The sequence below is a fragment of the Mycobacterium sp. Root265 genome (assembly GCF_001428895.1).
Taxonomy (GTDB): Bacteria; Actinomycetota; Actinomycetes; order Mycobacteriales; family Mycobacteriaceae; genus Mycobacterium.
On record NZ_LMJA01000006.1, the window covers coordinates 124,568 to 146,650 of the forward strand.

Annotated in this window: 21 protein-coding genes and 1 pseudogene; 13 read left to right on the forward strand and 9 right to left on the reverse strand. The window is 69.3% G+C overall.

What is annotated here, in order from left to right:
* Positions 1 to 72 precede the first annotated feature (72 nt).
* On the reverse strand, positions 73 to 492 hold the full coding sequence (locus ASE48_RS08725) for a cytochrome c oxidase subunit 4 (RefSeq protein WP_057166668.1): 420 nt from the start codon (positions 490 to 492) through the stop codon (positions 73 to 75).
* A gap of 9 nt (positions 493 to 501) precedes the next feature.
* Positions 502 to 1,536, reverse strand: coding sequence for an aa3-type cytochrome oxidase subunit II (gene ctaC, locus ASE48_RS08730; protein ID WP_057166669.1), 1,035 nt, complete (start codon positions 1,534 to 1,536; stop codon positions 502 to 504).
* 126 nt (positions 1,537 to 1,662) lie between these two features.
* Here ctaC and asnB point away from each other — a divergent pair, with 126 nt between their 5' ends.
* Positions 1,663 to 3,594 carry an asparagine synthase (glutamine-hydrolyzing) gene (asnB, locus tag ASE48_RS08735; protein ID WP_057166670.1) on the forward strand — a complete coding sequence of 644 codons (1,932 nt, stop codon included), beginning with the start codon at positions 1,663 to 1,665 and terminating at the stop codon, positions 3,592 to 3,594.
* Positions 3,595 to 3,596: 2 nt separating this feature from the next.
* Here the strand turns inward: asnB and ASE48_RS08740 are convergent, their stop codons facing one another.
* On the reverse strand, positions 3,597 to 4,568 hold the full coding sequence (locus ASE48_RS08740) for a carbohydrate kinase family protein (RefSeq protein WP_057166671.1): 972 nt from the start codon (positions 4,566 to 4,568) through the stop codon (positions 3,597 to 3,599).
* A gap of 145 nt (positions 4,569 to 4,713) precedes the next feature.
* Here ASE48_RS08740 and ASE48_RS08745 point away from each other — a divergent pair, with 145 nt between their 5' ends.
* Complete coding sequence (locus tag ASE48_RS08745) at positions 4,714 to 5,304, forward strand: Rv0361 family membrane protein (RefSeq protein WP_057166672.1); 591 nt, start codon at positions 4,714 to 4,716, stop codon at positions 5,302 to 5,304.
* Positions 5,305 to 5,314: 10 nt separating this feature from the next.
* Here the strand turns inward: ASE48_RS08745 and ASE48_RS08750 are convergent, their stop codons facing one another.
* Both ASE48_RS08750 and ASE48_RS08755 read right to left on the reverse strand, forming a co-directional pair.
* Positions 5,315 to 5,671 carry a HesB/IscA family protein gene (locus tag ASE48_RS08750; protein WP_057166702.1) on the reverse strand — a complete coding sequence of 119 codons (357 nt, stop codon included), beginning with the start codon at positions 5,669 to 5,671 and terminating at the stop codon, positions 5,315 to 5,317.
* Between the two features lie 120 nt (positions 5,672 to 5,791).
* Positions 5,792 to 6,841, reverse strand: coding sequence for a glycerate kinase family protein (locus ASE48_RS08755; protein WP_057166673.1), 1,050 nt, complete (start codon positions 6,839 to 6,841; stop codon positions 5,792 to 5,794).
* Between the two features lie 72 nt (positions 6,842 to 6,913).
* On the opposite strand from ASE48_RS08755, the gene ASE48_RS08760 reads away from it, so the two are divergent.
* Genes ASE48_RS08760 through ASE48_RS08780 form a run of 5 tightly spaced genes read left to right on the forward strand, consistent with a single transcriptional unit; the run spans position 6,914 to position 11,325 of the window.
* Positions 6,914 to 7,576, forward strand: coding sequence for a DUF3043 domain-containing protein (locus ASE48_RS08760; RefSeq protein ID WP_057166703.1), 663 nt, complete (start codon positions 6,914 to 6,916; stop codon positions 7,574 to 7,576).
* A 41-nt stretch (positions 7,577 to 7,617) separates the two neighbouring features.
* Positions 7,618 to 8,139 carry a bifunctional adenosylcobinamide kinase/adenosylcobinamide-phosphate guanylyltransferase gene (locus ASE48_RS08765; protein WP_057166674.1) on the forward strand — a complete coding sequence of 174 codons (522 nt, stop codon included), beginning with the start codon at positions 7,618 to 7,620 and terminating at the stop codon, positions 8,137 to 8,139.
* Positions 8,136 to 9,182 carry a nicotinate-nucleotide--dimethylbenzimidazole phosphoribosyltransferase gene (gene cobT / locus ASE48_RS08770; RefSeq protein WP_057166675.1) on the forward strand — a complete coding sequence of 349 codons (1,047 nt, stop codon included), beginning with the start codon at positions 8,136 to 8,138 and terminating at the stop codon, positions 9,180 to 9,182. Before ASE48_RS08765 ends, cobT begins: the two co-directional genes overlap by 4 nt.
* Before the next feature lie 10 nt (positions 9,183 to 9,192).
* Positions 9,193 to 9,915 (forward strand): adenosylcobinamide-GDP ribazoletransferase, encoded by a 723-nt coding sequence (locus ASE48_RS08775; RefSeq protein WP_057166676.1) that lies wholly within the window; start codon positions 9,193 to 9,195, stop codon positions 9,913 to 9,915.
* Between the two features lie 9 nt (positions 9,916 to 9,924).
* The gene (locus tag ASE48_RS08780) at positions 9,925 to 11,325 is read left to right on the forward strand and encodes a protein adenylyltransferase SelO (protein ID WP_057166677.1); all 1,401 of its coding nucleotides are present in this window, start codon (positions 9,925 to 9,927) and stop codon (positions 11,323 to 11,325) included.
* Between the two features lie 4 nt (positions 11,326 to 11,329).
* Here the strand turns inward: ASE48_RS08780 and ASE48_RS08785 are convergent, their stop codons facing one another.
* Together ASE48_RS08785 and gcvT are read right to left on the reverse strand one after the other, a co-directional pair.
* A complete protein-coding gene (locus ASE48_RS08785; protein WP_057166678.1) occupies positions 11,330 to 12,436 on the reverse strand; it encodes a branched-chain amino acid aminotransferase in 1,107 nt (368 codons plus the stop codon).
* A 23-nt stretch (positions 12,437 to 12,459) separates the two neighbouring features.
* Positions 12,460 to 13,557 (reverse strand): glycine cleavage system aminomethyltransferase GcvT, encoded by a 1,098-nt coding sequence (gene gcvT, locus ASE48_RS08790; RefSeq protein WP_057166679.1) that lies wholly within the window; start codon positions 13,555 to 13,557, stop codon positions 12,460 to 12,462.
* A 43-nt stretch (positions 13,558 to 13,600) separates the two neighbouring features.
* Between gcvT and ASE48_RS08795 the strand changes: the two genes are divergently transcribed.
* Both ASE48_RS08795 and ASE48_RS08800 read left to right on the forward strand, forming a co-directional pair.
* Positions 13,601 to 14,677 carry an adenylate/guanylate cyclase domain-containing protein gene (locus tag ASE48_RS08795; RefSeq protein WP_057166680.1) on the forward strand — a complete coding sequence of 359 codons (1,077 nt, stop codon included), beginning with the start codon at positions 13,601 to 13,603 and terminating at the stop codon, positions 14,675 to 14,677.
* A gap of 14 nt (positions 14,678 to 14,691) precedes the next feature.
* Positions 14,692 to 16,206, forward strand: coding sequence for a leucyl aminopeptidase (locus ASE48_RS08800; RefSeq protein WP_057166681.1), 1,515 nt, complete (start codon positions 14,692 to 14,694; stop codon positions 16,204 to 16,206).
* Here ASE48_RS08800 and ASE48_RS08805 read toward each other — a convergent pair.
* Positions 16,203 to 17,969: an SDR family oxidoreductase gene (locus ASE48_RS08805; RefSeq protein WP_057166682.1), complete on the reverse strand. Its 1,767-nt coding sequence runs from the start codon at positions 17,967 to 17,969 to the stop codon at positions 16,203 to 16,205. The two genes, ASE48_RS08800 and ASE48_RS08805, sit on opposite strands and share 4 nt — an antisense overlap.
* A gap of 2 nt (positions 17,970 to 17,971) precedes the next feature.
* Positions 17,972 to 18,328, reverse strand: coding sequence for a hypothetical protein (locus ASE48_RS08810; protein WP_057166683.1), 357 nt, complete (start codon positions 18,326 to 18,328; stop codon positions 17,972 to 17,974).
* A gap of 144 nt (positions 18,329 to 18,472) precedes the next feature.
* On the opposite strand from ASE48_RS08810, the gene sucB reads away from it, so the two are divergent.
* The 4 genes and pseudogenes from sucB to ASE48_RS08830 all read left to right on the forward strand — a co-directional run.
* On the forward strand, positions 18,473 to 20,263 hold the full coding sequence (gene sucB, locus ASE48_RS08815) for a 2-oxoglutarate dehydrogenase, E2 component, dihydrolipoamide succinyltransferase (protein ID WP_057166684.1): 1,791 nt from the start codon (positions 18,473 to 18,475) through the stop codon (positions 20,261 to 20,263).
* Between the two features lie 12 nt (positions 20,264 to 20,275).
* Positions 20,276 to 21,178 carry a TIGR01777 family oxidoreductase gene (locus tag ASE48_RS08820; protein WP_057166685.1) on the forward strand — a complete coding sequence of 301 codons (903 nt, stop codon included), beginning with the start codon at positions 20,276 to 20,278 and terminating at the stop codon, positions 21,176 to 21,178.
* Between the two features lie 10 nt (positions 21,179 to 21,188).
* Positions 21,189 to 21,851 (forward strand): lipoyl(octanoyl) transferase LipB, encoded by a 663-nt coding sequence (gene lipB / locus ASE48_RS08825; RefSeq protein WP_057166686.1) that lies wholly within the window; start codon positions 21,189 to 21,191, stop codon positions 21,849 to 21,851.
* Positions 21,848 to 22,083, forward strand: a pseudogene (locus tag ASE48_RS08830) (lipoyl synthase); the annotation flags it as partial. The gene lipB and the pseudogene ASE48_RS08830, both read left to right, overlap by 4 nt.

The following is a 22,083-nucleotide window of genomic DNA, read 5'->3' on the forward strand; positions in this document are numbered from 1 at the left end:
GCGACAGTGGGGACCACGCCACGGCGTCACGTCAGCGAACTGACGCACGGTTGTGACCTGGGGAGAAGAACGTCAGTGCTTCTCGGGGCCGATGTAGTACTCGAACACCAGGCCTGCGGCCGAGGCCAGCACGAAGCACACGCCGGCGACGATCAGCCAGGGCAGCCACAGCGCGGCACCCACGGCGGCGGTGGAGAAGGACAGCGCGATGAGGATCGGCCACCAGCTGTGCGGGCTGTAGAAGCCCAGCTCGCCGGCGCCGTCGCTGATCTCGGCATCTTCGTAGTCCTCGGGACGGGTGTCGAGGCGACGTGCGACGAACCGGAAGAAGGTACCGGTGATCAGCGTCAGACCCGTGGTGAGCACCAGGGCGGTGGTACCCGCCCACTCGATGCCGCCGGTGGCGAACATCGCGGTCAGCACGCCGTACACGATGGATGACAGCAGGAAGAACGCGGTCAGGAACTCGAACAACCGGGCTTCAATATGCATGAGTCGTCCTTACTTGCTCGCCTGCGGGGGAACGCCGACCTGCTCGCCACGACGGGTGTCGAACGGCGCTGTGGTGGTGGCCAGCGGAGCCTGGTTGATGGCCTCCAGCGCCTGGGCGTTGGTCAGACCGTCGGTCCGGGCATCCAGGTAGGCCTTGAAATCGTTGGGCTCCACGACACGCACCTCGAAGTTCATCATCGAGTGGTACGTGCCGCACATCTCCGTGCAGCGGCCGACGAAGGCGCCGGTCTGTTCGATCTCGCTGACCTGGAAGATGTTGTCGGAGTTGTTCTCCTTGGGGTTGGGCAGCACGTCCCGCTTGAACAGGAACTCGGGCACCCAGAACCCGTGGATGACATCGGCCGAGGCGATCTGGAACTCGACGCGCTTGCCCTTGGGCAGCACCAGGATCGGGATCTCGGTGGAGGTGCCGATCGTCTCGATCTTGTCGAAGTTCAGGTAGGTGCGGTCCTCGGAGTTCTTGCCCGCGATCGGGCCGACCTGCTCGATACCGTGCTCGTCGACGCCCTCGGGCGCCGAGGCCATGGCCTCTTTGCGCTCGTTGTCGACGCCGTCGTAGGACAACGTGCCGTCACCGAACTCGATCTTCTGGTACCCGAACTTCCAGTTCCACTGGAAGGCGGTGACGTCGATGACGACCTCGGGGTTGGGGTCCTTGTGCAGCATCCGCTCCTGCACGACGACGGTGAAGTAGAACAGCACCGAGATGATCAGGAACGGCACCACGGTGAGCACCAGTTCCAGCGGCATGTTGTAGCCGAACTGACGCGGCAGCTCGGTGTCGGTGTCCTTCTTGCGATGGAAGGCGCTGGTCCAGAAGATCAGGGCCCACACGATGCCACCGACGACGAACGACGCGATGACCGACCAGACCCACAGGTCGCGGTTCAGACGGGCTTCCGGAGTGATGCCCTCGGGCCAGCCCAGGCCGAAGATCTCCTGGTAGCTGCAACCGCTGAGCAGGATGGCCGCGCCACCCAGAACCACTGACAACGCCACCAAACGGTACCCGCGAGCGGTCACGTTGGCGCCTCCTAAATGAAGTCGGTGAACCGCAGGGCGGTCGGTGAAACTTGGCGAATACTACGCAGCGTAGACCACGCCCGCCGGGTGGAGCGAAGCGACCGGACGATTCGGCATACTGGCCCGGTGTGCGGACTGCTGGCGTATCTGACCGACCCGTCCGTCGAGACCTCCCCTGCGTTGGTCGAAGCGGTATCGGGAGCCTCCCATCTGATGCGTCATCGAGGCCCTGACGAGCCTGGGACCTGGTCCGATGGCGATATCGTGCTCGGTTTCAACCGGCTGTCGATCATCGATATCGCGCATAGCCATCAGCCGCTGCGCTGGGGCCCGCCGGAGGCGCCGGAGCGCTACGCGCTGGTGTTCAACGGGGAGATCTACAACTACCTGGAACTGCGCGATGCCCTGCGTTCCGAGCACGGTGTGCTGTTCCACACCGACGGGGACGGCGAGGCGATCGTCGCGGGCTTCCACCACTGGGGCACCGACGTCCTGACCCGGCTGCGTGGCATGTTCGCCTTCGCGCTGTGGGACACCCAGACCGGTGAGTTGCTGTGTGCGCGGGACCCGTTCGGCATCAAACCGCTCTACCTGGCCACCGGCCCGGGCGGCACCGTGGTCGGCAGCGAGAAGAAGTGCATCCTGGACCTGGCCGCCACGGCCGGCATCGACCTGGCCATCGACGAGCGCGCCGTGCAGCACTACACCGTGCTGCAGTACGTGCCCGAGCCCGAAACCCTGCAACGCGGCATCCGTCGGCTGGAATCGGGCAGTTATGCCCGCATCCGCCCGGGACAGCCACCGGTGGTGACGCGTTACTTCGAACCGAAGTTCACCGCTGTTCCCTTCAAAGCGGGCGGCGAGCAGGCCCGCTACGACGAGATCACCGCGGTGTTGGAGGACTCCGTCGCCAAGCACATGCGCGCTGATGTCACCGTGGGCGCGTTCCTGTCCGGCGGTATCGATTCCACGGCCATCGCCGCGCTGGCAATGCGGCACAACCCGCGCCTCATCACCTTCACCACGGGCTTCGAGCGGGAGGGCTTCTCCGAGGTCGACGTCGCCGTGGAGTCGGCGAAGGCGATCGGCGCGCGCCATGTCACCAAGGTGGTCAGCCAGGCCGAGTTCGTCGCGGCACTCCCCGAGATCGTCTGGTATCTCGACGAGCCGGTCGCCGACCCCGCCTTGGTGCCGCTGTTCTTCATCGCCCGCGAGGCCCGCAAGCACGTCAAGGTGGTGCTCTCCGGGGAGGGCGCCGACGAACTCTTCGGCGGCTACACCATCTACCGGGAACCGTTGTCGCTGAAGGCGTTCGACTACCTGCCCAGGCCGGTGCGACGTTCGCTGGGCAAGGCGTCGCAGCCGCTGCCGGACGGGATGCGCGGCAAGAGCCTGCTTCATCGCGGATCGCTGACACTGCAGGAGCGCTACTACGGCAACGCCCGCAGCTTCTCCGATGCGCAGCTGCGCGCGGTACTGCCCGGGTTCCGCCCGGACTGGACGCACACCGATGTCACCGCGCCGCTGTACGCGACGTCGGAGGGCTGGGATCCGGTGGCCCGCATGCAACACGTGGACCTGTTCACCTGGCTGCGCGGCGACATCCTGGTCAAGGCCGACAAGATGACGATGGCCAACTCGCTGGAGCTGCGGGTGCCGTTCCTGGATCCCGAGGTGTTCGCGGTGGCCTCACGGCTGCCCTATGACCAGAAGATCACCCGCACCACCACCAAGTACGCGCTGCGCCGCGCGCTGGAACCGATCGTGCCCGCGCATGTGCTCAACCGGCCCAAGCTCGGTTTCCCGGTGCCCATCCGGCACTGGCTCAAGGCCGGCGAGCTGCTCGACTGGGCCCACGCGACGGTCGCAGCGTCGGCGACCGGCGACCTCATCGACCTGAACGCGGTGCGCACCATGCTCGACGAGCACCGGGACGGCGTGAGCGATCACAGCCGCCGGTTGTGGACGGTGCTGATCTTCATGCTGTGGCACGCCATCTTCATCGAGGGCAGCGTGACACCGCAGATCAGCGAACCGACCTACCCGGTGCAGATCTAGGCCTAGATCGCGGCGCCGATTTCCGCGCCGGCCTCCGCGCCGTAGGCGTCGGTCAGCCGCTTGACGGCGGCATCGCGGTCCCAGCTCCATTCCTGCGGGCCGGTGGCCTCCAGCACCAGGGTGGCGACCATCGACGCCAGCTGGGCGGACCGCTCCAGGCTGAGGCCGGCGGCGCGGCCGGTGAGGAATCCGGCGCGGAAGGCGTCGCCGATCCCGGTCGGGTCCGCCTGATGGGTCTCCGGGACGATGCCGACGTGCACGAACGTGCCGTCGCTGCCGACGATGTCGACGCCCTTCTCGCCCAGCGTGGTGACACGCAGCGTGATCTGGCTCATGACCTGCGCTTCGGACAGGCCGGACTTCTGCAGCAGCAGGTCCCATTCGTAGTCGTTGGTGAACAGGTAGGTCGCGCCCTCGATCAGGCTGCGGATCTGCTCACCGTCGAGCCGGGCCAGCTGCTGGGACGGGTCCGCGGCGAATGCCAGGCCCAGGGCGCGGCATTCCTCGGTGTGGCGGAACATCGCGTCGGGATCATTGGCGCCGACGATCACCAGTTCCGGTGTGCCGCTGCGCTTCACGACCTCGGCGAGATCGATGTTGCGGGCCTCGGACATGGCGCCGGGGTAGAACGACGCGATCTGGGCCATCGCCTCGTCGGTGGTGCAGACGAAGCGCGCGGTGTAGGCGCTCTCCGAGACGAGCACGTTGTCGGTGTTGACGCCGTGATCGGTCAACCAGCCCCGGTAGTCGTCGAAATCCTTGCCGACCGCGCCGACGAGTGCGGCATCGCCGCCGAGCACACCGATGGCGAAGGCCATGTTGCCCGCGACGCCGCCGCGGTGGATGACGAGGTCATCGACCAGGAAGCTCAGCGACACCTTCTGCAGGTGTTCCGGCAGCAGCTGCTCGGAGAACTTGCCGGGAAACTTCATCAGATGGTCGGTCGCAATGGAGCCGGTCACGGCGATGGTCACGAATACAGCCCTTCAGTTCATGTACATAGCTAGGCGAACACTACAGACGCGCGGCTGCCGGTGCTTCGGTCCGAGGGGGCCGTGACCGGCGTGCGCTAGCCTGCATGCGAGTCCGCCGCACACCCCCACACCTGAGAAAGCACCGATGTCCGGTCCCGTGCCGTATCCCGAATCCACTCCTCCACAAGGGTTTCCGCCGTTTCCCGGCGCGTACCCCGGCACGCTGCCGCCGCCGGTGCAGTATCCGAAACGCGCACCATGGAAGGCGATCGCGGCTGTCGGCGCTGCGGTGGTGGTCGTCGCGGCCGTCGTCGGCGGGGTGCTGGTGTCCTCCGGCGGGGACGACGATGCTCCGGTGGCGATGAACACCGAGAATGTGCGGCCGGCCATCCAGGGCTTCCTGGACGCGCTGACCGACGGTGACGACCAGGCCATCGCCCGGCACGCCCTGTGCGGGCTGTACGACGCGGTCACCGACCGCAATTCGGATCTGGCGCTGGCCGACCTGAGCTCGGATGCGTTCCGCAAGCAGTTCACCGAGGTCGAGGTGACCTCGGTGGACAAGGTGGTGCCGTGGTCGACGAATCAGGCCCAGGCGTTGTTCACCATGACGGTGGTGGCGCCGGGAAGCGGCCGCGGATCGGCCGATGCCGGCAGCGAGATACAGGTGGTGGCCCAGCTGCTGCAGTCAGACGACGAGATCCTCGTCTGCTCCTACGTGCAGCGCAGCAGCTGAGCAGGGTAGGTCAGTTGAACGAATCGCCGCAGGCGCAGGAGCCGGTGGCGTTCGGGTTGTCGATCGTGAAGCCCTGCTTCTCGATGGTGTCGACGAAGTCGATGGTGGCGCCCTGGATGTAGGGCGCGCTCATCCGGTCGACGGTCAGCGCCACGCCACCGAAATCGGAGGTCAGGTCGCCGTCGAGGGTGCGGTCGTCGAAGAACAGGTTGTAGCGCAGGCCGGCGCAGCCACCCGGCTGCACGGCGATACGCAGCGCCAGGTCATCGCGACCCTCCTGGTCGAGGAGTGCCTTGGCCTTGCTTGCGGCCGCGTCGGTCAGCACCGCACCGTGGGTCTCGGTGGTGGTGTCGTCCTGAATAGTCATCGCATTCTCCTGAAATACCTGGAAGAGCCAGTGCATGCATTCGCGCTGTGTTCAACGGTACCTTGTTCGCGCGCTATTCCCGAGCTGTGTCATTCCCCGTCGCTGCGCTCGCCCCGGATGTCATCCCATGTCCCAACCGGCGGCGGTGCGCCGGGACAACCCCCGCAGTTGGGCCTCGGCATCATCCATGGCCCGCTGCACGGACCCGGCGAAGTCGGTGATCGAGTAGGCCGCGGCGATTCCCGCCGGCCCGAGCGCGGTCGGCGCCAGCGTGACCTGCCCGGCCAGCACCAGCACCGGGGTCCCGCGACCACGCGCCCCGCCGGCCAGCGCGCTGACCACCTTGCCGTGCAACGACTGATCATCGAAACGGCCCTCACCGGTGATGATGAGGTCCGCTCCGGCCACGTCGGCGGCCAGATCGGTGTGCTCGGCGATGACGGCGGCGCCCGGTTCACGGCGCCCGCCCAGCGCCAGCAGGGCCGCGCCGATCCCACCGGCGGCACCGGCGCCGGGCTGGTCGGCGATGTCGTCACCGAGTTCGGCCGCCCATTCGGCCAGCCGGGCTTCGAGCAGGTCCACGGTGGCCGGGTCGGCCCCCTTCTGCGGCCCGAAGACCGCGGCCGCGCCCATCGGCCCCAGCAGCGGGTGCTCGACATCACTGGCGGCGATCAGCTCGATCCCGGACAGAAGAGCCCGCCCCGCCTCCAGTCCGCCCAAGGCGTCCACCAGGCCGCGCCCGCCGTCGGTACAGGAACTGCCGCCCAGCCCGACCACGATGTGCCGCGCCCCGGCATCCACCGCGGCGGCGATCAGCTCGCCGACTCCCCCGCTGTGCGCCGCGACCGCGGTGTGCACCGTCGGCGGCCCGCCGAGCAGCGTGAGCCCGCACGCCTGCGCGCACTCGATGTAGGCGGTCTGGCCGTGCAACACCCACTGCGCGGTCACCCTGGCCTCCAGCGGGCCGCTGACGGTGGCGGTCTGCAGCCCGCCGAGCCTGCTGGCCAGCACGTCGACGAATCCGGGTCCGCCGTCGGATTGCGGGGCCAGGGTCAGCCGGTCATCGCCGCGCGCCTGCCGCCAGCCCTCGGCGATGGCGCCGGCGGCCTGCACCGCAGTGAGACTGTCTCCGTAGCAATCCGGCGCTATCAGCACTGCGAGGCCCGTCATTCCAGCAGCGTAGAGCCTCACTTTCCGAGGTGCATGACGGGTGACCGCCGCCCGGGAAGTAATCTGGTCGGTGTGAATCTGCTCGGCCGCAAGAAGGACAACCCGCCCCCGGAGGATGACAATTCCGCCGACACATCGGTGGAAACCGGTGACGCCCGAGCGACCGCTCCGAAGGGCCGGCCGACCCCCAAGCGCAGCGAGGCCTCGCGCCGGCGCGGCCCGGTCGCACCCGCGCCGATGACCACCGCCGAGGCACGCAAGCGTCGCAAAGAGGTCGGTGGGCGCAAGCTCACCAAGGAAGAGCGCAAGGCCGAGAAGGTGACCCGGCGCGCCGATATGGCCGACCGCCGCGAGCGGATGATGGCCGGCGACGACGCCTACCTGCTGCCCCGCGACAAGGGTCCGGTCCGCCGGTACGCGCGTGACCTCGTCGATTCGCGGCGCAACCTGCTCGGGCTCTTCATGCCGATCGCACTGGGTCTCATCCTGGTCACCCTGTCCGTCCCGTCCCCCGCGGTGCAGCAGCCGCTGTCGTTCGCGATGCCGGTGCTGCTGATCGTGATGGCCATCGACGGCGTCATCCTGGGTCGTCGGGTGAACCGCCGCGTCGACGAGCGGTTCCCGGACAACACCGAAACCGGCTGGAAGCTCGGCTTCTACGCCGGCAGCCGGGCATCGCAGCTGCGCCGGATGCGCGCTCCCCGTCCCCAGGTCAACCGCGGCGACGACGTCTGAGTCTGTCTGAGCACATGACCCGTCGCTCCGCTCGCACCGGAGTGCGCGTGCTGGTGCTCGGCGGTATCCGTTCGGGCAAATCGCACCATGCGGAGAACATCGTCTCCGCGGCCGGCGCCGTGCGTTACCTGGCCACCGGACCGTCCCCCGAAGGTGACGACAGCTGGTCGGCGCGTGTCGACGCGCACCGCAAGCGTCGGCCCCCGCACTGGGTGACCGTCGAAACCCCGGATGTCGCAACGCAATTGCAGGCCGATGCCGAGACACCCACGCTGGTCGACGATATCGGCGGCTGGTTGACCGCGGCCATGGACCGTCGTGCTGCGTGGACCGGTGGCTCGATCGCGGCCGACGTCGACGCACTGTGCCGCGCGGTGCAGGGGTTCACCGGCCCCCTGGCGCTGGTCAGCCCGGAGGTCGGGCTGACGGTGGTGCCCGCGACGGCCGCCGGCCGGTTGTTCGCCGATGAACTGGGCATGTTGAACCAGCGACTGGCCGCGCTGTGTGACCGGGTGGTGCTGGTCATCGCCGGGCAACCGTTGGCCGTGAAGGAGAGCACGTGAATGCGTTCCCCGCGGTGGTCCCGCCGGACCCCGAAGCCGAGCGCGCCGCCCGGTCCCGCCAGCTGACACTGACCAAGCCGCCCGGATCGCTGGGCCGGCTGGAGGAACTGTCGGTCTGGGTGGCGGCCTGTCAGGGTGTCTGCCCGCCGCAACAGTTCAGTCGCGCCCGGGTGGTGGTGTTCGCCGGCGACCACGGCGTCACCGCCGCGGGTGTCTCGGCGTTCCCGTCCGAGGTCACCACGCAGATGGTCGCCAACTTCGATACCGGGGGCGCGGCCATCAATGTGCTGGCCGAGCTGGCCGGCGCCGGGGTGCGGGTGGCCGATATCGCGGTGGACGCCGAACCCGCCAACGCGGTGATCGGCGCGCACAAGGTGCGCCGCAGCAGCGGCAACATCGCCGTCGAGGACGCCCTGAGCGCCGATGAGGTCCTCGCCGCCGTGCAGGCCGGCCGCGCCATCGCCGACGAGGAGGTCGACGGCGGCGCCGATCTGCTGATCGCCGGCGATATGGGTATCGGGAACACCACGCCCGCAACGACATTGATCGCCGCACTGACCGGATCGGAGCCCGTGGCGGTGGTCGGGCGCGGTACCGGCATCGACGACGACGGCTGGGCCCGCAAGACCTCGGCCATCCGCGATGCGCTGTACCGGGCCCGCAGTGTGGTCGCCGATCCGCTCGGTCTGCTGCGGGTGTGCGGCGGCGCCGACCTGGCCGCGATGGCGGGTTTCCTTGCCCAGGCCGCGGTGCGGCGCACACCCGTGCTGCTCGACGGTGTCGTCGTCACCGCCGCCGCCCTGGTCGCCGACGAACTGGCCCCCGGCGCGCGGGCCTGGTGGCGGGCCGGGCACCGGTCCACCGAACCGGCGCACACGCTGGCACTGCAGCGCCTGGACCTGGAGCCGATCCTCGATCTGGGGATGCGCCTGGGCGAAGGCAGCGGTGCCGCGGTGGCGCTGCCGGTACTGCGCGCCGCGGTGGCGACCCTGGCGTCCATGGCGACCTTCGATCAGGCCGGCATCTCCACCGCCCCGGCGTGATCGGACCACGATGAGGAGCTCGCTCGCTTCGGCTTTCGCGTTCGGCACGGTGCTCCCGGTGCGATCGTCGACACCGTTCGGGCGCGGCGCGCTGACCGCGCTGCCGGTGGTCGGCGCCGTGCTGGGCGCCGTGGCCGCCGCGCTGGCCTGGGCGGGCGGGCAGCTGTTCGGGCCGGGGGCGCTGGCCGGCGTGCTGGCGGTTGCGGCGCTGCTGCTGCTCACCCGCGGCCTGCACATCGACGGCCTGTCGGACACGGTGGACGGGCTGGGTTGTTACGGCCCGCCCGAGCGGGCGCTGGCCGTGATGCGCGACGGGACCGCAGGACCGTTCGGGGTCGCCGCCGTCGTCATCGCAATCCTGGTGCAGGGCTTGACCTTCGGCATGCTGGAGCCCGCCGCGGTGGTGGTGGCGGTAGTCGCGGGCCGGGTCGCGGTGGTGCTGACCTGTCGTCGCTCGGTGCCGGCGGCGCCGGGCAGCACGCTGGGCACGATGGTGGCAGCCTCCCAGCCGGTCTGGGTGGTGGCCGCCTGGACCGTGCTGCTGGCCGCCGCTGCCGCCTTAGCCACCGAGCGACCGTGGCAGGGTCCGCTGGTGGTGCTGGTGACGCTGGGCCTGTGTGCGGCGCTGGTCGGCCACTGCGTGCGCCGTTTCGGTGGCATCACCGGCGATGTGCTCGGCGCATCCGTCGAGGTCACGACGACGCTGACGGCGCTGGGGCTGGCCATCAACTAGCGTCGAGAGATGACCACCTCGACCCTCTCGCTGGGCAACCGCTTCGCCACCGAGCTTCCCGAGCTGGCGATCAGCTGGCAGGCGCAGAATCCGCCGCAGCCCACTCTGCTGCTGCTCAACGAACCCCTGGCCCGCGAGCTGGGGCTGGACCCGGACTGGCTGCGCACCCCGGCCGGTATCGGTCTGCTCACCGGCACCACGCTGCCCGCGTCGGCGACACCGGTGGCCCAGGTCTATGCCGGTCATCAGTTCGGTGGGCTGCAGCCGCGCCTGGGTGACGGCCGGGCGCTGCTGCTCGGCGAGTTCGACGATGGCCGGGACCTGCACCTCAAGGGCTCGGGGCGGACCCCGCTGGCCCGCGGCGGTGACGGTCTGGCGGCGATCGGCCCGATGGTGCGCGAGTACCTGATCAGCGAGGCGATGCACGCCCTGGGCATTCCCACCACCCGCGCGCTGGCGGTGGTGGCCACCGGTGCGACAGTGCACCGTGAGACCCCGCTGCCCGGCGCGGTGCTGGCCCGGGTGGCCGCCAGTCATCTGCGGGTCGGCAGTTTCCAGTACGCCGCGGGCACCGGGGACATGCACCTGTTGCGCCGGCTCGCCGACCACGCGATCGCCCGCCACCACCCCGGCTGCGCCGACGCCGCCAACCCGTACCTGGCGTTGTTCGACGCGGTGATCTCGGTGCAGGCCGAACTGGTGGCCCGCTGGATGCTGGTCGGGTTCATCCACGGCGTGATGAACACCGACAACGTCACCATCTCCGGTGAGACCATCGACTACGGGCCGTGCGCGTTCATGGACACCTTCGACCCGGCCACGGTGTTCAGCTCGATCGACAGCTGGGGCCGCTACGCCTACGGCAATCAGCCTGCGATCACCGGCTGGAATCTGGCCCGGTTCGCCGAGACGCTGCTGCCCTTGATCGACGACGACGCCGATAACGCCATCGAACTCGCCACCACCGCGCTCGGCGAGTTCGCCCCGCGCTACCAGGCGGCGTGGCGCGCCGGGATGCGCACCAAACTCGGCCTGCCCGAAGGCTTCACCGATGACGCTCTGATCGACGAGCTACCCGCGCTGCTGGAGGAACACCGCACGGATCACACCTCGTTCTTCCGCGGGTTGGCGCGCGGCGACATGCCGCTCGGCTTCATGGCCTGGGTGAAGCGCTGGCGTGCGCACTCCCCGGATACCGCGTCGATGGATGCGGCGAACCCGGTCTACATCCCGCGCAACCATCTGGTCGAGGAGGCGTTGGCCGCCGCGACCGCAGGTGATGTCGGACCGGCACACGAGTTGCTGGACGCGATCGGGGATCCGTTCACCGAGCGCCCCGGCCTGCAGCGCTACGCCCTGCCCGCAGCGGAGGACTTCGCCGCCGGTTACCGCACCTTTTGCGGCACCTGAAGGCTCAGTTCAGCCGGGCCATCCAGCCGTGCGTGTCGGCGAAGGTGCCGCGCTGGATCCCGGTCAGGGTGTCGCGCAGGGCCATGGTGATCTCGCCGGGCTGACCGTCGGCGATGGTGAACTCGCCCTCGCGGTGCTTGACGTGTGACACCGGGGTGATGACGGCGGCGGTCCCGCACGCGAACACCTCGGTGATCTCGCCCGCGGTCGCCTTCTTCTGCCATTCGTCGACGTCGATCTTGCGTTCCTCGATGGCGAAACCGGCATCGGTGGCCAACTGCAGCAACGAATTCCGGGTGATACCGGGCAGCAGCGAACCGGACAGCTCCGGGGTGACCAGGCGCGCCGACCCCCCGCTGCCGAAGACGAAGAACAGGTTCATGCCGCCCATCTCTTCGACATAGCGGCGCTCGATCGCGTCCAGCCACACCACCTGATCGCACCCCTGCTCGGAGGCCTGCGCCTGGGCCAGCAGCGAGGCCGCGTAGTTGCCACCGAACTTCGCCGCGCCGGTGCCGCCCGGGGATGCCCGCACGTACTCGTTGGACAGCCACACGCTGACCGGCTTGATGCCGCCCTTGAAGTACGCCCCGGCGGGCGAACCGATGACCAGGTAGCGGTACTCCTCGGAGGGCCGCACGCCCAGACCGGGCTCGGTGGCGATGACGAAGGGACGCAGGTACAGCGACTCCTCGCCGCCCGCGGCCGGCACCCACTGCTCGTCGACCGCGATGAGCTGGCGCAGCGACTCCAGGAACAACTCGGTGGGAAGTTCGGGGATGGCCAGCCGGTGCGCCGAGGTCTGCAGCCGGGCGGCATTGGCCTCCGGCCGGAACGACACGATGGAACCGTCCGCCCACCGGTAGGCCTTCAGGCCCTCGAAGATCTCCTGCGCGTAATGCAGCACGATCGCGGACGGATCCAGCTCGATGGGGCCGTACGGCAGCACCTGGGCGTCGTGCCAGCCCTTCGCGGTGGTGTAGCTCAGCGACACCATGTGGTCGGTGTGGAACCGGCCGAAACCCGGGTCGGCGAGGATGCCGGCTCGTACTTCATCGCTTGCCGGAGACGTGTTGCGGGCAAGCTTGAATTCGAGGGGGCCGTCGGTCATACCGCGATTGTATCGCTGCAGCGCTACCGAGTTTTCGCGGCTACGAACGGGGTCTTGACCACTTCACACTCCAGGGCCCGGCCGCGCACGTCGACGGTCACGGTCGCGCCGTCCTCGATCCCGGCGGCGGTGTCGATCAGCGCCAGCGCGATGCCGACCTTCAGTGTGGGAGAGAAGGTTCCCGAGGTGGTCACCCCGATCGGTTGGTCGCCGGCCAGCACCGTCAGATCGGCCCGCAGCACTCCCCTGCCCAGCGCCTTCAGTCCACGCAGCAACCGCACCGGCCCGGCCTGCTTCTCGGCGAGCAACGCGTCGCGGCCCCAGAACGCGTCCTTCTTCCAGGCCACCGCCCAACCGGTGCGGGCCTGCAGCGGCGAGATGTCCAGTGACAGCTCGTGGCCGTGCAGGGGGTAACCCATCTCGGTGCGCAGGGTGTCGCGGGCGCCCAGGCCGGCCGGCTCGCCGCCCGCCGCACGCACGGCCTCGATCAGGACGTCGAACACCGCGCCGGCACGATCCCATTCCGGCAGCAGCTCGAATCCGTGTTCACCGGTGTAGCCGGTGCGGCACACCCGGGTGGGCACCCCGGCCACTTCACCGTCGGCGTATCCCATGTAGTCCATCGTGGTGGGCAGCCCCAGCCCGGCGACGATCTCGGCCGCCTTGGGCCCCTGCACCGCCAGCACCGCATAGGAGCGGTGCTCATCGGTGATGGTCAGGTCTTCGGGTGCGTGGCGCTGCAATTCGGCGACGACGGCGGCCGTGTTGGCGGCGTTGGGCACCAGGAAGATCTCGTCGTCGGACACGTAGTAGGCGATCAGGTCGTCGATCACCCCACCGGATTCGTTGCAGCACAACGTGTACTGCGCCTTGCCCGGTCCGATGCGGTTGAGGTCGTTGGTGAGCGCGCTGTTGACATAGGCGGCCGCACCCGGGCCCTTCACCAGGGCCTTACCCAGGTGACTCACGTCGAACAGGCCGACGGTGTTGCGGGTGGCGGTGTGCTCGGCGACGGTGCCCGCGTACGACACCGGCATCAGCCAGCCACCGAATTCGGCGAAGGTGGCGCCCAGTGCGCGGTGTTGATCTTCCAGCGGGCCGTGCAGCAGGTTGTCACTCACGAACTCACCCTAATGGTGCTACCAGTGCTGTCACACTGACCCGGTGGTGGACTTCGACGCGCTGCAGGCCGCCGGGATCGCCGATGCGCACGGCCGGGCGGCACTGATCGAATACCTGGCCGGGCTCGGCTTCAGCGCCGAAGAGATGGTCGACGCCGAACAGCGCGGACGGCTGTTCGGGCTCGCCGGTGACGCCGTCCAGCTGACCGGACCGCCGATTCACAGCCTGACCACCGCGGCGCACGCCCTGGGACTCCCGGTCGCCGAGGTCGGGCGGGCCTGGGCGGCGCTCGGTCTCACCGTCGCCGGTCCCGACGAGTTCGTGCTCAGCCAGGCCGATGTGGACGGTTTGGCCACCTGGGCCGACATGCGCGGGCCGCTCGGCGATGAGGCGGCCACCGCCCTGCTGCGGGTGGTGGGGTCCGGGATGGCGCGGCTCTCGGAGGCGGTCGCCTCGATGATCCGCGCGAACACCCCGGACATCCAGATCGAGCAGTCCCACGACGAGTTCCGCACCGCCAGGGCCTACCGGGTCGCCGCCGAGTTCGTGCCACGCCTCGGCGCGCTGATGGACGCCGTGCACCGCCATCACCTGCGGACCACCCGGATGTACTTCGAGCAGGTGGCCCGCGAGGATCCCGCGACGGTGGTGTGCGGCGTCGGATTCGCCGACCTGTCCGGTTTCACGTCGCTGACCCGGACGTTGAGCATCCCCGAACTGACGGCCCTGCTCAACGAATTCAGCGCCGCCGCAGCCGATGTCATCCATTCCCTCGGCGGCCGGCTGGTCAAGTTCATCGGCGATGAGGTGATGTGGGTGGCACCGACACCCGAGCAGCTGGTGCGGGTCGCCGAGGACATCGTCGGGCATCCGCGCGCGGCCGAAACCGGTCTGCTGATCCGGGCCGGGCTGGACTACGGCACGGTGCTGACCTTCGGCGGGGATTACTTCGGCAATCCGGTGAACCGCGCGGCCCGGCTGGTGGCCGCCGCGACGCCGGGGCAGATCCTGGTCTCGGAGTCCGTCCACGAACTGTCGCCCGGCCGTGCGACCGCCGCCGCGGCACCGCTACGGCTGAAGGGGTTCGACGAGCCGGTCAACGCATACGCGTTGATCTGATTAGGGTTGGTCGGATGAGCAGCGCACCCGGATACCAGGCCCCCACCGTCACCGTCAGCTCGTCCCTGCCCGGCAGGGGGATCGGCGACGCCGTGCTCGTCGTACCGGTGGTCACCGGCGATGCCGGTCCGACCGTCCTGGACGTCGATGGCGTGCTGAATGCCGACGCCATCGCGGCGATCGAGTCCGGTGTGCAGGCGCTCAATGGGACCGGCGGCGAGGGTCAACTGCACCGACTGGTGGTCGATGCGCTGCCGGTGGCCAGCGTGCTGACCGTCGGTCTGGGCGATGCGGCCGACGAATGGCCGGCCGACACGATCCGCCGTGCCGCGGGTGCCGCGGCGCGCTCGCTGGACAAGGTCGGCACCGTCGTCACCGCGCTGTCCACCCTGGACCTGGAAGCCGCCATCGAGGGGCTGATCCTCGGGGGCTACCGGTTCACCGACTTCCGCAGCGACAAGACCGCGCCCAAGGACAAGGGCCTGACCAAGATCGTCGCGCTGGCAGCCGACGCGAAGGCCGCCACCAAGGCGGCAGCCGCCCGTGCCGTCGATGTGGCCTCCGCCGTCGCGACCGCCCGCAATTTCGTGAACACCCCGCCCAGCCACCTGTTCCCGGCCGAGTTCGCCAAGCAGGCAAAGGCATTGGGCGAATCGGTCGGCCTGGTGGTCGAGGTGCTCGATGACAAGGCACTGATCAAGGCCGGTTACGGCGGCATCGTCGGCGTGGGCCAGGGCTCGTCCCGGCTCCCGCGGCTGGTGCGGCTGACCTACAAGGGCGCCAAGCGGGGCGGCAAGCGGGTCGCGCTGGTCGGCAAGGGCATCACCTTCGACACCGGCGGCATCTCCATCAAGCCCGCCGCCAACATGCACCACATGACCTCCGACATGGGTGGCGCGGCCGCCGTCATCGCCACGGTGGTGCTGGCCGCCAAGCAGAAGCTGCCCATCGACGTCATCGCCACCGTGCCGATGGCCGAGAACATGCCTTCCTCCACCGCGCAGCGGCCCGGCGATGTGCTGACCCAGTACGGCGGGATCACCGTCGAGGTGCTCAACACTGACGCCGAGGGCCGCCTCATCCTGGCCGACGCGATCGTGCGGGCCTGCGAGGACGACCCCGACTACCTCATCGAGACCTCGACGCTGACCGGTGCGCAGACCGTGGCGCTGGGCTCGCGCACCCCGGGCGTGATGGGCAGCGACGAGTTCCGCGACCGGGTGGCCACCCTGTCGCAGTCGGTCGGCGAGAACGGCTGGGCGATGCCGCTGCCCGAGGAACTGAAGGACGACCTGAAGTCGACGGTCGCCGATCTGGCCAATGTCAGTTCCTCGCGCTTCGCCGGCATGCTCGTCGCCGGGGTGTACCTGCGCGAGTTCGTCGCCGATGACGTGCAGTGGGCGCATATCGACATCGCCGCCCCCGCCTACAACACCGGCGGGCCGTGGGGTTACACCCCCAAGGGCGGCACCGGTGTGCCGACCCGGACCATGTTCGCGGTCCTCGAGGACATCGCCGCGAACGGCTAGCCCAGGTTGGTGCGCGCGGTGCTGCGCATCACCTGCGGCAGCGCATGCGCCACCCCGTAGACCAGGTAGGCCTCCGGGGTCACCGGACGGATGGGCTTGTTCTTCTGCACCGCCGACACGATGGCCTTGGCCACCTTCTCGGGTCCGTAGCGGCGCAGGGCGAAACCCTTCTTGATCTGTGCCCGTAGCGGTTCCACCCCGGCCTGCTTGTGGGTGGGCACATCGAAGCGGGTGCCGTCGATGATGTTCGTGTCGATGACGCCCGGGCATACCGTCGTGAGCCCGATCCCGGCCGGATCCAGCTCGGCACGCAGGCAGTCGGAGAACATGAACACCGCGGCCTTGCTGGTCGCATAGGCGTTCATCACCTGGGTGGGCGAGTACGCGGCCATCGACGCCACGTTGACGATGTGCCCGCCGGTGCCGCGTTCGACCATCCGCGTCCCGAAGGCCCTACAGCAGTTGACGACTCCGCCGAAGTTGATGTCCAGCACCCGGTCGTACTGGTCGGCCGGGGTGTCCAGGAACAGCCCGGCATGCCCGACACCGGCGTTGTTCACCAGCACATCGGGCACCCCGTGCGCGGTGCAGACCTGCTCGGCGAACCTGTTGACGGCCTCGGCGTCGGCCACGTCGAGCCGGTAGGCGTGGGCGGTCCCGCCGCCGGCGGTGATTTCGGCGACCGTCGCGGCCGCGGCACCCTCACTGATGTCGCTCACCACGATTTCGGCGCCCAGGGCGGCGAAGGCCAGGGCGGTGGCGCGCCCGATACCGCTGCCGGCGCCGGTCACCGACACCAGCTGATCGCCGAACGGCGCACGCTCGACGCCGACCTCGGCCCGCGCGAGCTCGCGGCCGGCCGGGGCGCCGCCGAGGTGGTCGACGAATTCGGTGACGGCCCGGGCCAGCGGGCCCGGATGCGACATCGGCGACCAGTGCCCGGCGACCAGGTCCCGGCGCCACAGCCGGGGCACCCAGTTCGGGATGTCGGCGTAGGCGTAGGGCCGGACGTAGGGGTCCCTGGTGTTCACGATCAGCTGAACCGGGACGTCGACGCGATGGTCGGGGCGAGCGTGCCGCAGACCGTGGAAGAAGTTGGCCCGGTACACCTTGACGCCGTTGACCGCATCACCGACGAACGACTCGGAATGGTGGATGGCCTCGGGCGCGATGCCGTCCTTGAGCAGCCGCCGCCGCATACCGCCGCGCGCGAACGCGATCCGGACGGCGGCGGGCGCCAGCACCGGTGTGGAGAACGCACCCATGTAGGACAACCGGGCGAGTTGACCGAGCCCGTGCACAAATCGGCGCGGCCGGTAGGGCCGTTTGAGTCCATCGACGATGAAGCGGTTGATGTGGTCGCTGCTGGGGCCGGAGACCGAGGTGAACGACGCCACCACGTCGGCCGCACCGGGGCGCGCCAGGTACTCCCATACCCCGACCGAACCCCAGTCGTGCGCCAGCACGTGCACCGGCGCACCCGGGTTGACCGCCGCTGTCACCGCGGCGAAATCGTCGGCGAAACGGGCCATGGTGTAGCGCGAATGATGTTTGGGCGCCGTCGATTTCCCGGTACCGCGGTTGTCGTAGCGGATCACCCGGAAGCGTTCGGAAAGCAAAGGCACCACGCTGTCCCACAGCACGTGGGAGTCCGGCCAGCCGTGCACCAGCACCACCGTCGGGCCGTCGGGGTTGCCCTGTTCGAAGACCGCGATGCGGGTCCCGTCGGCACTGTCGACGAACCGTTCGGTGGTGTCGGTCATGGCTACCTTTCGAGGTCTTTGCGCATCGCACGGTCGCGCTCGATGCGGCGACGCGCATCGTAATCGCGCATGCGCTGCGGGTAGCCCACTTTCTGCACGTCGTAGACCGGGATGTCGAGTTGCTTGCTCAATCGGTGTGCCCCGGCGTCCCCGCCGGTGCGCCGCCTGGTCCATTCCCCGTCGGCGGCCACCAGTACGACGGTGACCTCGGTGACGACGGTCTGAGGCTCCACGAAGGCCTCCACCCCGGTGTGCGTGGCAACCCAGTCGCGGAGGTACGCCAAGTCGGCAGAAGCTTGTTTTCGGGTCTGTGCTCGCGATCCGCTGCGCGGACGCCGCCACCTGTCGAACAGTCCCAACTGGGGTTACTCCTCTCGGACGCCTTCTTCGATGGTGCCAGAGCATCGACTCGACGGTCCGCGACGACCGCGCGCGACGGACGTGACAGGATAGAAGGGCATTTCATACGACACGTGACGATGACTTTCGAGGAGTCAAAACCCATGGCAATCTCCGTCCAGATGCCCGCACTCGGTGAGAGCGTCACCGAGGGGACCGTCACGCGATGGCTTAAGCAGGAGGGCGACACCGTCGCCGTCGACGAACCCCTGCTTGAGGTCAGTACCGACAAGGTCGACACCGAGATCCCGTCGCCCATCGCCGGTGTGCTCACCAAGATCATCGCGGCCGAGGATGACGTCGTCGAGGTCGGTGGCGATCTCGCGCTGATCGGCGAGGAGGGCGAGTCGGTCGACTCCGGCGACTCCGCCCCCGCCGAAGAAGCCGAGCCCGAGCCCGAGCCCGCGGCCGAGCCGGAGCCTGCCGCCGAAGAAGAGGCGCCCGCCGAAGAGGCCGAGCCCGAGCCCGCCGAGTCCGAGCCCGCCAAGCCTGCCGCCTCCGGTGGCGGCGATGCCACCTCGATCACCATGCCCGAACTCGGTGAGTCCGTCACCGAGGGCACCGTCACCCGCTGGCTGAAGAAGGTCGGCGACGACGTCGCCGTCGACGAGCCGCTGGTCGAGGTGTCCACCGACAAGGTCGACACCGAGATCCCGTCGCCGGTCGCCGGCACGCTGCTCTCGATCACCGCCGAGGAAGACGACGTCGTCCCGGTCGGTGGTGAGCTCGCCAAGATCGGTTCGGCCGACGCCGCACCGGCGAGCGATCCCGAGCCGGAGCCGGCCCCCAAGGAAGAGCCGAAGGAAGAGCCCAAGCCCGAGCCGAAGGCCGAGTCCAAGCCGGAACCCAAGCCCGAACCGAAGGCCGAGCCCAAGCCCGAGCCCAAGCCCGAGCCGAAGCCGGAACCCAAGCCCGCGGCAGCCCCGGCCGCCGAGAGCGCACCCGCCGGTGACGGTTCCCCCTACGTCACGCCGCTGGTACGCAAGCTGGCCACCGAGAACGGTGTCGACCTCAACTCGGTGAAGGGCACCGGTGTCGGTGGACGCATCCGCAAGCAGGATGTGCTCGCCGCGGCCGACGCCAAGAAGGCGCCCGCCGCCGCCGCTCCTGCTGCTTCCGCGCCCGCGGCCGCTGCCCCGTCGAAGCCCGCCGCCGCTCCCGCGCTGGCGCACCTGCGCGGCACCACCCAGAAGGCCAACCGGATCCGGCAGATCACCGCGAAGAAGACCCGCGAGAGCCTGCAGACCACGGCCCAGCTGACCCAGACCCACGAGGTCGACCTGACCAAGATCGTGGCACTGCGGGCCAAGGCCAAGGCCAGCTTCGCCGAGCGTGAGGGCGTCAACCTGACGTTCCTGCCGTTCTTCGCCGTGGCCGTCGTCGACGCGCTCAAGGCACACCCGAACGTGAACGCCAGCTACAACGAGGACAGCAAGGAGATCACCTACTACGACGCCGAGCACCTCGGCTTCGCGGTGGACACCGAGCAGGGTCTGCTCTCCCCCGTCGTGCACAACGCCGGTGACCTCTCCCTCGGTGGGCTGGCCCGCGCGATCGCCGATATCGCGGCCCGCGCGCGCTCGGGCAACCTGAAGCCCGACGAGCTCTCCGGTGGCACCTTCACCATCACCAACATCGGCAGCCAGGGCGCGCTGTTCGACACGCCGATCCTGGTCCCGCCGCAGGCGGCGATGCTGGGCACCGGCGCGATCGTCAAGCGTCCGCGGGTCGTCGTGGACGGCAACGGCAACGAGTCGATCGGTGTGCGTTCGGTGGCCTACCTGCCGCTGACCTACGACCACCGCCTGATCGACGGCGCCGACGCCGGCCGCTTCCTCACCACCGTCAAGCGTCGTCTCGAAGAGGGCGCATTCGAGGCCGACCTGGGCTTGTAGCCGGTGGCGAGCATGGTCGTCGCCATCGCGGGATCCTCGGGTCTGATCGGCTCTGCGCTGACCACGGCGCTGCGCACCGCCGATCACCGGGTGATCCGTATCGTGCGCCGGCGTCCGTCGAATGCCGACGAGGTGTTCTGGAATCCGGACACCGGTGAGTTCGATGTCGGCGAGCTGGCCGGCGTGGATGTCGTGGTGAACCTGTGCGGCGTCAACGTCGGCGCCAAGCGGTGGTCGGGCGCGTTCAAGCAGAGCCTGCGCGACAGCCGGATCGAGCCCACCGAGGTGCTGGCCGCCGCCGTCGCCGAAGCCGGTGTGCCGCTTCTGATCAACGCCAGCGCGGTCGGTTTCTACGGCGACACCCGCAACCGGGTGGTGGATGAGAGCACCCCGCACGGCGCGGGTTTCCTGGCCCAGTTGTGCGTGGACTGGGAGGCGGCCACCGCGGCCGCCTCCGAGGCCGGTGCGCGGGTGGTGCTGCTGCGCACCGGGCTGGTGCTGTCACCCAGCGGCGGCATGCTCAACCGGCTGCGTCCGCTGTTCGGGTTGGGCCTGGGGGCCCGGCTCGGCGATGGGCGGCAGTACTTTCCGTGGATCAGCCTGGAGGACCAGGTGCGAGCGATGCTGTTCGCCATCTCGCACACCGCGCTGGCCGGGCCGGTCAATCTCACCGGGCCGGCACCGGTCACCAACGGGGAGTTCACCTCCGCGCTCGGTCGCGCCCTGCACCGACCGACCCCGATGATCGTGCCCGGCTTCGCGTTGCGGGCCGTGCTCGGCGAGTTCGCCGACGAGGGTCTGCTCGGCGGGCAGCGCGCCATCCCGGCCGCACTGGAGCAGGCCGGTTTCGTGTTCCATCACAAGACGGTCGGCGAGGCGCTGGCCTACGTCACCGCGGGCGCGCCGCCCGCGTAGCGTTGTGGTCATGGATTCCATCCGGTCGTCCCCGGCGCCGTTGCAGGTCAAGCTGTTGGGCACCGTCGATTACCGCGAGGCCTGGCAGCTGCAGCGCGAGATCGCCGAGGAGCGGGTGGCCGGTGGTCCGGACACCCTGCTGCTGCTGGAGCATCCGCCCGTCTACACCGCGGGCAAGCGCACCCTGCCCGAGGAACGTCCCGTCGACGGGGTACCGGTGGTTGACACCGACCGCGGCGGCAAGATCACCTGGCACGGCCCAGGCCAGCTCGTCGGCTATCCCATCATCGGGCTGACCGAGCCGCTCGATGTGGTGAATTTCGTTCGGCGCCTTGAGGAAGCACTCCTCACGGTGTGCGCGGATTTCGGGGTGGACGCCGGCCGGGTCGAGGGACGCTCGGGGGTGTGGGTGCCGGGACAGCCCCCGCGCAAGGTCGGCGCGATCGGCATCCGGGTGGCGCGCGGGGTGACCCAGCACGGGTTCGCCCTGAACTGCGACTGCGACCTGGGCGCGTTCGGCGGCATCATCCCGTGCGGCATCTCCGATGCCGGGGTGACCTCGCTGACTGCTGAACTGGGCCGGGAGGTCGGAGTGAAAGATGTCACGACCGCGGTCGCCGACGCCGTCTCCGGTGCTCTGGACGGACAGATCCGCGTAGCATTGACCCGGTGAGTGTCGTCCCCGAAGGCCGTAAGTTACTGCGCCTTGAGGTGCGCAACGCCGAGACCCCGATCGAGCGCAAGCCGCCGTGGATCAAGACCAAGCTGCGCACCGGGCCGGAGTACACCGAACTCAAGTCGCTGGTAAAGCGCGAGGGTCTGCACACCGTGTGCGAAGAGGCCGGCTGCCCCAACATCTACGAATGCTGGGAGGACCGCGAGGCCACCTTCCTCATCGGTGGCGA